Origin of the sequence: Sphingobacterium sp. UBA7253, assembly GCF_002472745.1 — a bacterium.
Taxonomy (GTDB): Bacteria; Bacteroidota; Bacteroidia; order Sphingobacteriales; family Sphingobacteriaceae; genus Sphingobacterium; species Sphingobacterium siyangense.
Genome location: NZ_DKSP01000033.1, coordinates 1 through 14,101, shown reverse-complemented (window position 1 = coordinate 14,101; position 14,101 = coordinate 1). Strand labels below are relative to the sequence as shown.

The 14,101-nt window shown below is 40.6% G+C and carries 12 protein-coding genes; 10 read left to right on the top strand and 2 right to left on the bottom strand.

The window, feature by feature from the left end:
- Nucleotides 1-29: 29 nt before the first annotated feature.
- From serC to B2X72_RS03150, 8 genes are all read left to right on the top strand, one after another.
- Entirely contained in the window at nt 30-1,100 is a 1,071-nt protein-coding gene (gene serC, locus B2X72_RS03185; protein ID WP_088161046.1) for a 3-phosphoserine/phosphohydroxythreonine transaminase, read from the top strand.
- Between the two features lie 144 nt (nt 1,101-1,244).
- Nucleotides 1,245-2,192, top strand: coding sequence for a D-2-hydroxyacid dehydrogenase (locus tag B2X72_RS03180; RefSeq protein WP_075991985.1), 948 nt, complete (start codon nt 1,245-1,247; stop codon nt 2,190-2,192).
- Nucleotides 2,193-2,317: 125 nt separating this feature from the next.
- Complete coding sequence (locus B2X72_RS03175; RefSeq protein ID WP_088161047.1) at nt 2,318-3,631, top strand: aspartate kinase; 1,314 nt, start codon at nt 2,318-2,320, stop codon at nt 3,629-3,631.
- A 15-nt stretch (nt 3,632-3,646) separates the two neighbouring features.
- Nucleotides 3,647-4,807 (top strand): diaminopimelate decarboxylase, encoded by a 1,161-nt coding sequence (gene lysA / locus B2X72_RS03170; protein WP_145328519.1) that lies wholly within the window; start codon nt 3,647-3,649, stop codon nt 4,805-4,807.
- A gap of 137 nt (nt 4,808-4,944) precedes the next feature.
- Nucleotides 4,945-5,697 carry a prolipoprotein diacylglyceryl transferase gene (locus B2X72_RS03165; RefSeq protein WP_145328517.1) on the top strand — a complete coding sequence of 251 codons (753 nt, stop codon included), beginning with the start codon at nt 4,945-4,947 and terminating at the stop codon, nt 5,695-5,697.
- Between the two features lie 5 nt (nt 5,698-5,702).
- Nucleotides 5,703-5,942, top strand: a complete 240-nt coding sequence (locus tag B2X72_RS03160; protein ID WP_046675824.1) for a hypothetical protein — start codon at nt 5,703-5,705, stop codon at nt 5,940-5,942.
- Nucleotides 5,943-5,953: 11 nt separating this feature from the next.
- Nucleotides 5,954-7,357 carry a radical SAM protein gene (locus B2X72_RS03155; protein ID WP_120334702.1) on the top strand — a complete coding sequence of 468 codons (1,404 nt, stop codon included), beginning with the start codon at nt 5,954-5,956 and terminating at the stop codon, nt 7,355-7,357.
- 115 nt (nt 7,358-7,472) lie between these two features.
- The gene (locus tag B2X72_RS03150) at nt 7,473-9,809 is read left to right on the top strand and encodes a mechanosensitive ion channel family protein (protein WP_145328515.1); all 2,337 of its coding nucleotides are present in this window, start codon (nt 7,473-7,475) and stop codon (nt 9,807-9,809) included.
- Between the two features lie 55 nt (nt 9,810-9,864).
- Here the strand turns inward: B2X72_RS03150 and B2X72_RS03145 are convergent, their stop codons facing one another.
- The gene (locus B2X72_RS03145; protein ID WP_145328513.1) at nt 9,865-10,695 is read right to left on the bottom strand and encodes an AraC family transcriptional regulator; all 831 of its coding nucleotides are present in this window, start codon (nt 10,693-10,695) and stop codon (nt 9,865-9,867) included.
- Nucleotides 10,696-10,802: 107 nt separating this feature from the next.
- Between B2X72_RS03145 and B2X72_RS03140 the strand changes: the two genes are divergently transcribed.
- Nucleotides 10,803-11,717, top strand: a complete 915-nt coding sequence (locus B2X72_RS03140; RefSeq protein WP_145328511.1) for an AEC family transporter — start codon at nt 10,803-10,805, stop codon at nt 11,715-11,717.
- A gap of 246 nt (nt 11,718-11,963) precedes the next feature.
- Nucleotides 11,964-12,410, top strand: coding sequence for a DoxX family protein (locus tag B2X72_RS03135; RefSeq protein ID WP_075991990.1), 447 nt, complete (start codon nt 11,964-11,966; stop codon nt 12,408-12,410).
- A 38-nt stretch (nt 12,411-12,448) separates the two neighbouring features.
- Here B2X72_RS03135 and B2X72_RS03130 read toward each other — a convergent pair.
- Nucleotides 12,449-14,101, bottom strand: a 1,653-nt coding sequence (locus B2X72_RS03130; RefSeq protein ID WP_286848251.1) for a phosphoribosylformylglycinamidine synthase subunit PurQ, incomplete at its 5' end; no start/stop codon positions are given.

Genomic DNA, 14,101 nt, shown 5'->3' with positions numbered 1-14,101 from the left:
GAATAGCAATCAAACAAACTATAACATCAATGAAACATAATTTTGGAGCAGGTCCATGTATTCTGCCAAAGGAAGTATTTCAACAAGCCTCAGAAGCTGTAATTGATTTTAACAACACCGGTTTATCAATTTTAGAGATCTCTCACCGTTCCAAAGAGTTTGAAGCAGTGATAGACGAAGCCACACAATTAGTACGCGAGTTATTGGCAGTACCTCAGGGATATTCGATTCTTTTCCTTCAAGGAGGGGCTAGTTTGCAATTTGCAATGGCGCCGTTGAATCTTTTACCTGAAGGAGGTAAAGCTGCTTATTTGGATACTGGTGTCTGGGCTACAAAAGCATTAAAAGAAGCTAAAAAATTCGGTACAGTAGATGTTGTAGCTTCGTCGATTGATAAAAATTATTCCTACATCCCTAAGGGATATGCCATCCCAACAGATGCTGCATATTTTCATTATACAGCTAACAATACCATTTACGGTACTGAGGTTTTTGATAAACCTGAAACGGCATTGCCAGTGGTTGTTGATATGTCTTCTGATATTTTCTCACGTGAGATCAATGTTGCTGACTATGATTTGATCTATGCTGGTGCTCAAAAAAATATGGGCCCTGCAGGTGTTACACTCGTGATTGTTAAAGATGATATCTTAGGTAAATCAGGACGTGTTCTTCCGTCGATGTTGGATTATCAATTGCATATCAATGGTGGTTCAATGTACAATACTCCACCGGTATATTCGATCTTTGTTTCGATGTTAAACCTTCGTTGGTTAAAAGCAAAGGGCGGTGTTTCTGTATTGGAGCAAGAGAATATCATCAAAGCACGTGCTTTATACGATGAAATCGACCGTAACCCATTGTTCAAAGGTACTGCAGCTGTTGAAGATCGTTCACGCATGAATGTTACTTTTGTAATGGATACACCAGAGTTGGAAGCTGAATTTTTGGCTTTGGCAAAAGAGCGTAATTTGATCGGAATCAAAGGTCACCGTTCTGTAGGTGGATTTAGAGCTTCGATTTACAATGCTTTACCATTAAGCAGCGTAAATGCGTTGATTGATGCAATGAAAGAATTTGAGGACACGCATACGGCATAAGGCAGTGTGCATGTTGCTGAAATTTAGCAGTTGACAAACAGATAATTAGTTAGATTAAGAATTATAGAGGTCGTATTGTATTCACCTGGTTGGATCTTCCGATGAGTTGAACGGCACTGATACCTTTAAAAACGAATTATAAAGATGAAAATATTAGCGAATGACGGTATCGATCCACTAGGAAAGAAAATGCTGGAAGATGCAGGTCATAGTGTAGATACAACTCATATTCCGCAAGAAGAGCTTCCAGAAAAGCTCCTTGCTTATGATGCAATCACGGTACGTAGTGCAACTAAAGTACGTCAGGCCCTGATTGATGGCTGCCCTAACTTGAAAGTTATCGGCCGTGGTGGAGTAGGCATGGATAATATTGATGTAGACTACGCCCGTTCAAAAGGGATTGCTGTTGTCAATACCCCTGCAGCATCTTCTTTATCAGTTGCTGAGCTGGTTTTTGCTCACCTATTGAATGGTGTACGTTTCTTATACGATTCTAATAGAAAAATGCCTGTTGAGGGCAATACAAAATTTGGCGCCCTTAAAAAAGCTTATGGTGCTGGTACTGAGCTTCGTGGTAAAACGATCGGTATCGTTGGATTTGGTCGTATCGGTCGCGAAGTTGCCAAAATCGCCATTGGTCTGGGGATGGATGTGGTTTACACGGATTTGTTCGAAGGACCAAAAACATTGACCATAACACTTTCAGGTGGTATCCAAGTTGAGGTACCTATTCAACAAGTGGAGATGGACAACTTATTTAAAGTTTCAGATTTTATCTCTTTACACGTTCCATTTTTGGATAAACCAGCTATCGGAGCTGCAGAGTTCCCATTATTGAAAGATGGTGTTGGCTTAGTTAATGCCTCGAGAGGCGGCGTTATTGATGAATTGGAATTAGTGAAAGCATTGGATTCGGGTAAAGTTGCATTCGCCGGTTTAGATGTATTCGATAATGAACCTACTCCACGCGAAGAGATCTTAAAACATCCAAAAATTTCGTTGACGCCACATATTGGGGCGGCGACCAATGAAGCTCAAGAAAGAATCGGCGAAGAATTGGCCGGTCTACTGATCGAAAACTTGAAGAAGTAATTCTTCCGCATAACATATAAGATATGCGGCACAAAACTTTCATGATTTTGTGCCGCATTTTTTTTAATATAAATTCATGAATTGCCTATATTGGCACACAGAAATTTAATAATTGTAACTTCAGTATGAAAGTTTTAAAATTTGGTGGTACTTCCGTGGGAAGTGCAGCACGTATCAAAGGGTTGTTGGATATTGTAAACCCTGCTGAACGTCAGATCGTCGTATTGTCCGCAGTTGCTGGAACGACAAATGCTTTGGTTGAAATAGGTCAAGCTTACACAGCAGGTAAGAAGGACGAAGCTAAAGATTTGGTCAAGAAGCATAAGGATAAGTACGAAGACCTTATTAAAGAACTTTTCAGCACTGAACAAGGTTATAAAAATGGTAAAGAATTGATCGATTACCATTTTAATCTGATTTCTACTTTAGCCAATGAATTATTTACACCTATTGAAGAAAAAGTTATTCTGGCGCAAGGTGAATTGATGTCTACTGCTTTATGGCATTTCTATTTGAACGAAATCGGTATAAAATCTGTGTTGTTACCAGCCCTGGATTTTATGAAAATTGATGAGGATAATGAGCCTATGGTGGAATACATTGGCGAAAAACTAAGTCATATTTTGGCACAGAGCCCAGAAAATACGTTATTTATCACACAAGGTTTTATTTGCCGAAATTCATTTGGTGAAATCGATAATTTGCGCCGTGGTGGTTCAGATTATACGGCTTCATTGATCGGCGCAGCAATCCGTGCGGAGGAAGTTCAGATCTGGACGGACATCGATGGGATGCACAATAATGATCCTCGTGTTGTCAAAGGAACAACACCGATTGCACATCTAAGCTTTGATGAAGCTGCGGAGCTGGCTTATTTTGGTGCTAAAATTTTACATCCACAATCGGTATTCCCAGCGCAAAAATATAACGTTCCGGTTCGGTTATTGAATACGATGGAGCCCAATGCAAAAGGGACTTTGATCAGTAAGGACGGTGCTCAGAAAGGTTGTATTCGCGCCATTGCCGCGAAAGACGGTATCACGGCAATTCACATCCACTCATCGCGTATGCTACTTGCCTATGGTTTCCTACGTCGTGTTTTTGAAATATTCGAACGTTATAAAACACCAATCGATATGATCACAACTTCGGAAGTGGCGGTATCGTTGACCATTGATGATACAACCAATTTGGCTGATATTATCAAAGAAGTGGAGGATTTTGGTTCTGTAACAGTAGATGGTGATCAGACAATTGTATGCGTTGTAGGCGATTTCGGTTTGAATAGCCATGGTTATGCTGCTCGCGTACTTGACGCTGTAAAACACCTTCCAGTTCGTATGATTTCTTACGGTGGTTCAGACTTTAACGTGTCGATTCTATTGAATTCAGATCATAAAACAGAAGCATTACGTTCATTGCACAATCGTTTATTTTAAGAAGTAGGTTTTTATATGATAAATACAGGTATCGCGGCGAAGTTTGCAGAGAAAGAAACGCCGTTTTATTATTATGATCTGAATGTGTTAAACAAGACCCTGGAGGCTGCGCATGCTGCGTCCCACAAACGGGGATTTCATGTTCACTATGCATTAAAGGCCAATTTTAATGACGAGTTATTGAAGGCGATTCAAGAGATCGGCTTTGGTGCGGATTGTGTGAGTGGCAATGAGGTAAAGAAAGCCATTGAATGTGGCTTTGATTCCAAGAAAGTCACTTTTGCGGGAGTTGGTAAATCTGATAAGGAAATCAATTATGCGCTCGATCAAAATATTTTTGCTTTTAATGTGGAATCCATTCAGGAGCTTGAGGTCATCAATGAGCTTGCCTCAAAGAAAGGTGTAAAAGCAAATGTGGCTTTACGGATCAACCCAAATGTGGATGCACACACCCATCATTATATTACAACAGGGCTTGATGAAAACAAATTTGGTGTGCCCAATGCCGATTTGGAAAAATGTGCAGCCGTGCTTAAAAAATGTGAATCTATTGAATTGGTTGGTCTTCATTTTCACGTAGGTTCACAGATTACGGATATGACCGTATTCAAAAGCCTGTGCGTGAAGGTCAATGAATGGAAAAACTGGTTTGAAGAACGCGGTACACAAATCCGTGTATTGAATGTCGGTGGCGGATTGGGGATTGATTATAAAAATCCTGATGGAAATACAATTCCTGATTTTGAAGCCTATTTTGATATTTTCGACCGCTTCCTGGAGCGCACAGCACAGCAAGAAGTGCACTTTGAATTGGGGCGGGCTTTGGTCGCACAATGCGGAAGCCTTGTTAGCCGCGTGTTGTATGTCAAAAATGGTGTCAAGAAAAACTTCTTGGTATTGGATGCTGGAATGACTGAATTAATGCGCCCGGCCTTGTATCAGGCCTATCATAAAATTGAAAATATCAGCGCGACAGACAGCGCCGAAGCCATTAACTACGATGTGGTTGGGCCAATCTGTGAATCGTCCGACTGCTTTGGTAAGGAAGTACCACTTCCCGTTTCAAAACGTGGTGACTTAATTGCCATTCGTTCCGCAGGCGCTTATGGCGAAGTGATGGCCTCGCGTTATAATCTACGTGAGGAAATCCGATTTGTGTATAGCAATCAGCTATAAGCTCCCGTTTTTAAAATATTTATTTAAAAGCCAGTCTGTTCTTCAGACTGGCTTTTTGGTTTTAAGAGTTTTGTCCTATGTGCAGAAACTTTTGTTTATCATTTTCTTGATCGTCTTTCGTATACTTGTTTATGCTTATGGCGATTGAATTTCCGGTTACGATAGATTTGTTTGGGAAAACACTTCTCCTACATCCTTTTATGGAAGGATTGGGGATGTTTATTGGTATGCGTTATTATCAGCTGCTCAAATGGAAGGATCAGGAAAGTTTAGGGCATACCAATTCCCTTCTTATTGTTATTGCTGCCGGTCTAGGGGCTTTAATCGGCTCACATGTCATCGGTTCTCTCGAACGCCCGGCTGAATTGCTCAATGCGACACATAAATGGGCTTACATCTGGGTGAACAATACGATAATCGGTGGCTTGGCAGGAGGTTTGGTTGCCGTGGAAGGGATGAAAAAGATCATGGGTAAAAAAGAAAGTACCGGTGATCGGATGGTCTTTCCCTTGATTAGTGCAATTTCCATTGGTAGGGTAGGTTGTTTTTATACGGGGGTATTCGAGCAGACCTATGGTTTACCCACAACGTCTCCATTGGGGATGTATCTGGGGGATCCCTATAAACGGCATCCGGTAGCGCTGTATGAAATCGCATTTTTACTACTCTTATTTGTAGGACTCCAACTTTTTAAACGACGATACAATTATCGAAATGGTGTGTTGTTTCAGCTTTTTATGCTTAGTTATTTTAGTTTTCGTTTCCTATTGGACTTTATTAAGCCACGGGCAATTATACTTTTGGGGCTAAGTACCATACAAATTACCTGCATCGTGGTGATAATTTATTATATTTATTTATTAAAAAATGAACGTTTAATCAAAAAATAGAAATTATGTATTTGCTTGAGGGGTCATTTGGATCGGAAAGTACTGCGATGTTGGGACTTTTTCTACTTACTATAGGTGCTATTGTGATCGGTATTGCACTTTTGGTTATTATTATCGGCTCGATTATTAAAGCTGGAAATAAAGAATCAAAATTCAATGTCAATCCCTGGCTTAAAGTATTGTTGGGCGGAATTGGAGCAATGTTGGCAGGGGGACTTGCCTGTGGACTTACCTTTATGAACTAGAGATCAGCTTTATGCCAGTTAGAAACTATACATATTACGATTACACCATCAGCCTATGTCCAACATGCCTTTCGCGTGTTGGTGCCAAGATTATTATCGAGGATGAACAGGTATTTATGACAAAAAACTGTCCTGATCATGGCTTTTTTAAAACACTGATTGCAACTGATGTTGACTATTATAAGAATATTCGGAATTATAATAAAGCCTCAGAAACACCTTTGAAATTTGATAATGAAGTACATTATGGCTGTCCTTATGATTGTGGCTTATGCGTCGATCATGAACAGCACAGTTGCCTTTCTATCATCGAAGTGACCGACCGCTGTAATTTGACCTGTCCAACCTGTTATGCCATGTCCTCGCCCCATTATGGACGACATCGCTCGCTGGAAGAAATTGAACGGATGTTTGACAAAATCGTCGAAAGTGAAGGTGAACCGGATGTGGTTCAGATCAGCGGTGGAGAGCCAACCATACATCCTGATTTTTTTAAGATTTTAGACATTGCGAAAACAAAGCCTATTAAGCATCTCATGCTCAATACGAATGGGATCAGAATTGCAAATGATCCTGGTTTTGCTGAGCAACTCGCGACTTATGCGCCTGAATTTGAAATCTATCTCCAGTTCGATTCCTTTCGCCCATCGGTGCTTGAAAAATTCCGGGGCAAAGATCTTACGGATATCCGTAAAAAGGCCATAGACAAATTAAATGCACTCAATCTAAGTACAACCTTGGTCGTTGTCCTGGAAAAAGGAACCAACGATGATGAAATAGGTGAAATATTGGATTACGCCTTACAACAGCGATGTGTACGGGGGGTAACCTTTCAACCGGTGGAAATTGCCGGTCGAAATGCGGCCGATGCACAGCAACATAAAATGACATTAACGGAGGTACGTCAGGAAATCCTGAATCAATATCCACTATTGGACCCACATGATATTATTCCTGTTCCTTGTAATCCTGATGCTTTGGCGATGGGCTATATACTGAAAATAGGAGCGGAGCGTATACCTTTGACCCGACATATTGATCCTGCTATTTTGTTAAATAGCCAATCGCGCAACACCATTGTATATGAACAGGACAAAGGTGTTCAGATGCAATTGCTGGATATATTTAGCACGGGAATTTCTGTGGATAAGGTAAAGCCAAAAGTAAACCAGTTGCTTTGCTGTTTACCCGAAGTCTGCGCACCTGATCTTGATTACGACAATCTTTTCCGAATTATCATTATGAATTTTATGGATGCCTACGATTTTGACGTTCGTGCTGTCAAAAAATCATGTGTCCATATCGTCAACAAAGACTTGAAATTAATTCCTTTTGAGACGATGAATTTATTTTATCGTGATGATAAAGTAAAACGACTGGAAGAACTAAAACTATCGGATGCTATTCGATTTTAACGGGAGATAAGTTATTTTTGTCGAAGAAATACCTTTGGTCCTTTCTTTGCAAGATGTAGTGTTCATCGCATTTGGCTACACATTGTCAGGTAAGGAAATCAACAAAATTAGAAGTATGAAATTGGGCATTGTTAAGCGTTTTATTTTTGTCTTAAGTCTCTTGGCTTTTCAGTTGCATGTGTTTGCACAGGATTCAGTTCAGGTTAGAAGAAATCAGAGTAACGATCGAACCGCGGCACATGTTGGCTTCAATAAAAGGTCAGCTGTGGATTCCACACGCGTTGGCAATGACTCCTTACGCAATGACCTGAAGAAGGTCAATTTGACTTTTCTTGCTAATATTCGAACAGGTTCAATGGCGGATTTCGTTGCACAACTGAATGAGAAATCCAATACGTATACTGCGACCAATACAGGATCGGCCAAAGACAGCATTGCTGCAATTAAAAATAGTATTCACGAAGAAATTAGGCAGCTGAAGTCTATTAAGGGCAGTATCAGTAATTATTCAAACAGTCTTAATATTACCCAGGATCAGATCAGGAATTTGGTCAACCGTTATGATATTAGTACCAGTAATCATAGTCGAGCGTACCAATACCTTGATAATGCTCAGCTCAAGCTGTCGGCAAAAATGGATTCTCTTGAGGCAATCAACCGTACGATAGATGAACTCATCGCCAAGAACCAACGCCATTTGCTGCGTCTGGATGCTGTGCATGAAGTGAAAAATGTAAGTAAAAAGGTCGATTCTACATCGAGCAAAAGTTCGATCTGGAAAGCAAATACGGCGGCGATTTCAAAGGATGTAATTTTAAACAATATACGGAGTAATTATAGTAACAATACAGCGATAGACAAATATGTTAATCGGACCGATTGGGCGAGCCGTATCCTATTGATTGTATTGGGATTGGGCTATTGCTACTGGATTGTGCGGGTGTCCTATATCCTTCGACAGAATGATCCTGAACATAAACTTGCGATTGATGCTATCGTTGGAAAAACAATTATTTTTCTCTTGACACTGTTGCCTTTTGTAAACTTCTTTACACCAAGTTTCATTCTGCAGGCTTCCCAATTGGTCATTATGTTAATCTTCATGTTTTTGCTAAGGCATCGCATGAGCGGGTTACAGCGTAAAATTGCCATTATCCTCATTGTATTCTATCTCCTGGATGTATTTGTCAATATGATCGTAAGCGATGACCTCTTTTTAAGGATCGTTTGTATCGCCTTTAATCTGATTGCACTGGGACTTGTTAGCTACACAAAGCGACGAATCAAAAATGCAGATAGTCCGGGGTATATCAGCAATTTTATTTATGTCGTTTTCGCTATCCTCAATATCACGGCAATTACCTTGAATGTGATTGGCCATGTTGAGCACTCGCGGAGCTTTAGTATTGCCTGTGCCGTTGGTTTAGTCCAATCTTTTACACTACAGTATTTTGCCGACATGATTAAGGCAGATGTACGTAATCAGTTTAAAAAAGATCGACTGACTGCGGGGTTCTGGATGCGTTTTAACGAACAGCGTACATTGGCTATCATCACCGAAATTCTTCGGATCGTCTGTGTGCTTTTGGCCATTATTGTGTTGGCAAACAACTTACAATTTATAGAAACATTATTGGCAGCGAGCGAAGTCTTTTTTGGCAAAGTGCGTAGCATTGGAAGCATATCTTTTACACTTGGCAACCTTGTTGTGGCTGTTTTACTGCTTCTCGTGGCCAACTGGTTTCAAAAAAATATCAGTTTGATTGTTCTCGGCGGTGAAGACGGTCAGCTTAGCCAGGTCTATAATCAGAAGATGACCCTATTTCCGCTTTTTCGATTGGCGATTATTCTGATTGGTTTTTTTATGGCAATCTCTGCCCTGGGAATGAGTTTGGATAAACTTACCGTTGTCATCGGAGCACTGAGTGTTGGTATCGGTCTGGGCATGCAGAATATCATCAATAATTTTGTATCGGGCATTATTCTGGTTTTTGACAAGCCATTTCGGGTGGGTGACCAAATTGAACTTGCCGACAAAAAAGGGCGGGTCAAAGAAATCGGTATACGCGCCAGTGTCCTAAAAACTGCAGATGGTGCCGATGTTATCATTCCAAATGGCGATTTACTCTCTGGAAGAGTCGTCAATTGGACTTTATCACAGGAATACAGCAAAACAAGCTTTGTACTCCATATCGATCGACAGGCCGATCTGGACAAAGCGAAAGAATGGATTAAAGATGCGATGATGTCCAGCCCACATTATATACAGGATAGAGATAGCGGGATCAGCATACAGGATATCAGTGCCGAGATGATCTACCTGAGTGTTTACTGCTGGGTAAACGCCGCAGCCAATGCCTCGTCGCTTAAAAACGATGTGCTGCTTGTGTTATACAAAAAGTTTGAAGCGGAGGGCCTGAAATTTTATAGTGTCATTCCACCCAAAAATTAGTTTATCAATTGACTTTTTCTGACGAGTATACATAATGGATTATCGGGAGCGCTTATTATTTAGTCAGATGGGTTCGGAAATATAACGGGCTGAATCCCTTGGCGCGTTTGTAGAAATGGGAAAGATGACTCTCGTCGGTAAATCCGAGTTCTGCAGCAATTTGTTTCAAGGTATAATCTTTGGATTTAAGTCTGTTCTCGATGAGTTCAATCCGGTAGCTGTTGATATAGGCTCTTAAACTGGTGCCGAAGTTCTTCTTAAAGTAGATTCCAAAATAGGATGGAGCAATATTAAATTTCTGAGCCAGCAGGCTGACCTGAAGTTTTTCGGGCGAAAAAATATAGCGATGAATATAAGCCGAAATCGATCGGTCTACATATAGTTCATGCTGCTGGGGTAAGCGTTGTGTTTCTGATATTTCTTTGTAGAGCCCAAAGATCGCAACGAGTTGGTCAAATAGCCAATCAGAACGCTCGTTGACAGTGGTATTACTATATAGTCGGACAGCTTCCAGGATATGTGAATAAATCAGGCGATGGTGCTCCTCCATATACAGTTTGCGTTCCTTTAATCCTTTATCGTTCATTAGCTCCATAATCCAGGCATAGCGCTTTAGATTACGTTTATTCTGCAGGAAGTAGGTGTCTGTAAATAAAATAAACAAAAAATGGGTCTTTTCTTCAATGTTAAAATAATGCTTGTCTGCCGGACTAATTAAGAACACATCGCCAGGTTCATAATTCAGTTCAAATTTGTTGATCACATGGGTTCCTTTGCCCGAACGAATATAAACAAGCTCATAATAATTTTGCTCGTGTGGAGGCAAATGAAAACTATCCTCAATAAATTCACTGATCCGTAAAGGTTCAAACTGTTTTTTGCGCATTGCTCTCCTGATATATATCTTTAAATGTACATAAAAATAATGTATTTGTACATGTTATTGCCTGCTCTACTATCGCACCTTTGTGTCGTATAAAATGATAAGAAAACATGATTAATTTTATAATGATTGCATTTTGCATCGCAGCGGGGATGTTATTAAGGCGAACAAATTTAATTCATTCCGAAGCACATAAAGGGATCAATACCTGGATTCTTTATTTTGCTCTGCCGGCGGTGTCTTTCAAATATATTCCGAAGATCGTATGGTCATCACAATTGCTGTTTCCCGTGTTTTCCGCGATCCTCGTTTGGGCAGGCAGTTGGTTATTTATGGAAGTATACTGTCGGCGTAAAAATTATAAGCAGCGCTCCCGCAGTAGCTTGGAATTGGCCGCAGGTTATAGCAATACCTCCTTTATAGGCTTTCCATTGATCATAGCTTATTTTGGTGAAGCCCAGTTGCCGATTGCAATTATTTGCGACCAAACTACATTTATTCTACTTTCTACTGCCGGAATCATCAATGCACTAAAAGCGAATGTCCAGGATGGCGAAACGATCGATGTCAAATTTATGCTTCGAAAGTTAGTCAGCTTTCCACCCCTGATCGGTTGTATAACAGCCTTAATGCTGTCTCAATTTGTTGACCTTTCAGTTGCCGAGCCTTTTTTCGATAAATTGGTGGCCACCGTTGGGCCCTTGGCCTTATTTTCTATTGGTTTACAGTTGAAGTTTGATGGTTGGCGACAACAGATTTCGCAGATCAGTACAGCGATGAGTTATAAATTGATTCTTGCCCCAGCATTGGTATTACTATTTGCATTACTACTTGGTGTGAAGGGAGCTGTTGCACGGATCAGTATATTCGAAGCAGCTATGCCAACCTTGGTCACTTCGGGGATCATTGCCGAGCAATACCATCTGAATACCAAGCTGGTCAATCTGGTTATCGGTTTTAGTATTGTTGTGGGGCTACTAACAACTGCATTTTGGGACTTTGTTATTCGACTTTTTTTCTCCTAACCTACAGTTGCGTTGATTGATTGATTGATTGATTGATTGATTGATTGATTGATTGATTGATTGATTGATTGATTTTGAAAACAGCGTAAGCCTGATTTGGCAGCAATTTGTCTTATCTGAAGTATTATGTAGGCGGGGGGATGTATTCACTTCGTAACATTTTGATAGTGAATCATCTCATGCGAACAACTTTTTTGCTGTTCAACTGTTATTGGGCTATAACCATCTATAAAAAGGAGGTATGTTATGAACCTGATACACAAAATTGAACATTGGGGCGATGCTCATCACCCACAATGGATTGATTACCTAAGAATAGCCTTAGGGGTCGTTATTTTTGCCAAAGGTGTAAGTTTCGTAAATGATAGGGATGTTGTTCAACATATGATTGAGCAAAGTAGTTTCCACTTATCATCATGGGGTGCTGTTCACTATGTGGTTTTTACCCATTTGGTGGGAGGGTTGTTCCTAATTTTAGGTTTTCAAACCCGTTTGGCCTCACTACTGCTATTTCCGGTACTGGTAGGGGCTGTATTTTTTGTTAATATCACCCACGGGTTTAGTTATTTGAATTCCGAATTGTGGCTTTCTATAGTCGTATTCTTTTTGCTGATCTTTTTTATGGTCATGGGCTCTGGAAAATACTCCCTAGATCAAATGATGAACAAACCAGGATACAAAAGGGATATCTAAAAAAAAGCTCCTTCATACATGAAGGAGCTTTTCTTTTTTTATTTGCCTTGCTCGTCAATCCATTGGCGCGCATTAACGAATGCTTCAATCCAAGGAGAAACTTCGTCCTGACGACCTTTTGGATAATTTGCCCAATGCCATTGGAATACCGAACGCTCAATATGTGGCATAGTAGCCAAGTGGCGCCCTGTCTTATCGCAAACCATTGCTGTATTATAGTCCGAACCATTTGGGTTATGCGGATATTGCTCATACGCATATTTTGCAACGATATTGTATTGCTCTTCAGCATACGGAAGGTTGAATTTTCCCTCCCCATGTGAGATCCAAACACCCAATGTACTTCCCGCTAGTGTCGATAACATGACGGAATTGTTTTCCTGAACTTTTACAGATACAAAGTTTGACTCGTGTTTTCCGGAAGTATTGTGTAGCATTTTTCCGTGAATTTCATGCTCAGGATTGATCATCTCAAGTTCCATAAATAGCTGACAGCCATTACAGATACCAACCGAAAGTGTATCCGGACGAGCAAAGAAATCGGTTAGGGCTTTTTTCGCTTTTTCATTGTAAAGGAAAGCTCCAGCCCAACCTTTTGCCGAACCCAATACATCTGAGTTCGAGAAACCGCCTACAGCACCGATAAATTGGATGTCTTCCAATGTCTCGCGACCAGTTATCAAATCGGTCATGTGAACATCTTTTACATCAAAACCTGCCAAGAACATGGCGTTAGCCATTTCGCGTTCAGAGTTGGAACCTTTCTCACGAAGGATCGCAGCTTTCGGACGTGCCTTAGTTCCGTCAATGTTAGGTTTCTTACCATCAAATTGACTTGGGAAAGTAAAGGCTAGGGGTTGATTTTTATAATTATCAAAACGTTGTTGCGCTGTTCCATTTTTAGATTGCTTTGAATCCAAAAGGAATGATGTTGTAGACCATACATCACGTGTTGCTGCGACATCAAAGCTGAATACCGCTTCTTGATTTTTAATCGTTACCGTATTACCTTCGATCACCTGACCAATTTTAACCGCGTCCACAGCAGCTTCCTTGACAATCGCTTCAAAAGCAGCGTCGTCTTTCGCCTGCAGGACAAGTGCAATATTCTCATTAAAGAAGGCTTTTACGCTATCAGATTCATTTAAAGCTGAAAGGTCATAGTTGGCGCCGAGATTAACATCGGCAAATGTCATTTCCAATAAGGTGGTAATCAAGCCCCCCGATCCGACATCGTGACCAGCTTCGATCTGTCCTTCGTTAATTAATTGCTGTACGGTATTGAATGCCGTTTTGAAATAAGCAGCATCTTGAATGGTCGGTACTTCAGTACCTAATTTATTGATGATCTGCGCAAATGACGAACCGCCTAATTTGAACTGATCTTTTGATAAGTTGATGTAATAGATCGATCCGGCCTTTTTGTTCAGCACAGGTTCTACCACTTTTGTGATATCAGTACAATTTCCTGCGGCAGAAATGATCAATGTGCCTGGGGCAATGACGTTTTCGCCGTTTGGATATTTTTGTTTCATCGACAAAGAATCTTTTCCCGTTGGGATATTGATTCCCAATGCAATGGCAAAATCCGAGCAGGCTTTAACAGCTTGGTATAAGCGGGCATCTTCCCCCTCATTATTGGCCGCCCACATCCAGTTGGCCGATAGGGAGATTCCTGCGAGGCCATTTTT

Coding starts and splice junctions, on each gene's coding strand:
- B2X72_RS03160 (WP_046675824.1), top strand. CDS start 5,703: ATGTATTTGCTTGAGGGGTCATTTGGATCGGAAAGTACTGCGATGTTG.
- B2X72_RS03140 (WP_145328511.1), top strand. CDS start 10,803: ATGATTAATTTTATAATGATTGCATTTTGCATCGCAGCGGGGATGTTA.
- B2X72_RS03155 (WP_120334702.1), top strand. CDS start 5,954: ATGCCAGTTAGAAACTATACATATTACGATTACACCATCAGCCTATGT.
- lysA (WP_145328519.1), top strand. CDS start 3,647: ATGATAAATACAGGTATCGCGGCGAAGTTTGCAGAGAAAGAAACGCCG.
- B2X72_RS03165 (WP_145328517.1), top strand. CDS start 4,945: ATGGCGATTGAATTTCCGGTTACGATAGATTTGTTTGGGAAAACACTT.
- B2X72_RS03175 (WP_088161047.1), top strand. CDS start 2,318: ATGAAAGTTTTAAAATTTGGTGGTACTTCCGTGGGAAGTGCAGCACGT.
- B2X72_RS03180 (WP_075991985.1), top strand. CDS start 1,245: ATGAAAATATTAGCGAATGACGGTATCGATCCACTAGGAAAGAAAATG.
- serC (WP_088161046.1), top strand. CDS start 30: ATGAAACATAATTTTGGAGCAGGTCCATGTATTCTGCCAAAGGAAGTA.
- B2X72_RS03135 (WP_075991990.1), top strand. CDS start 11,964: ATGAACCTGATACACAAAATTGAACATTGGGGCGATGCTCATCACCCA.
- B2X72_RS03150 (WP_145328515.1), top strand. CDS start 7,473: ATGAAATTGGGCATTGTTAAGCGTTTTATTTTTGTCTTAAGTCTCTTG.
- B2X72_RS03145 (WP_145328513.1), bottom strand. CDS start 10,695: ATGCGCAAAAAACAGTTTGAACCTTTACGGATCAGTGAATTTATTGAG.